Source organism: Bradyrhizobium sp. SHOUNA76 (assembly GCF_023006445.1).
Taxonomy (GTDB): Bacteria; Pseudomonadota; Alphaproteobacteria; order Rhizobiales; family Xanthobacteraceae; genus Bradyrhizobium.
This window is the reverse complement of the sequence record NZ_JALBHA010001200.1, coordinates 1-303: the sequence shown is the minus strand read 5'-3', so window position 1 is coordinate 303 and position 303 is coordinate 1. Positions and strand designations below refer to the sequence as shown.

1 protein-coding gene is annotated in these 303 nt (G+C 63.0%); it reads right to left on the bottom strand.

Annotated features, from left to right (window positions below):
- Positions 1-303, bottom strand: a 303-nt coding sequence (locus MOV74_RS40495) for an efflux RND transporter permease subunit (RefSeq protein ID WP_246933147.1), incomplete at both ends; no start/stop codon positions are given.

Here is a 303-nt window from a genome sequence, read left to right as displayed (position 1 = left end):
CTGCGAGGAGGTCTCGACCGTGCCGGCCGGCGTCACGTTGTTCTGCTTGGCGAGCGAATCGAACAGCGCCTGCGGCGTGATGCCGAGGGTCGCGAGCTTGGCGTGGCTGAACTCGACGAAGATGCGCTCATCCTGATTGCCGTAGACGTCGACCTTGGTCACACCCGACACCTTCAGCAGACGCTGGCGGAGGCCTTCGGAGACTTTCTTGAGCTGGGCATAGTCGGCGCCGTCGCCGGTCATCATGTAGAGGATGGAGTCGACGTCGGAGAACTCGTCGTTGACGACGGGTCCCAGAATGCC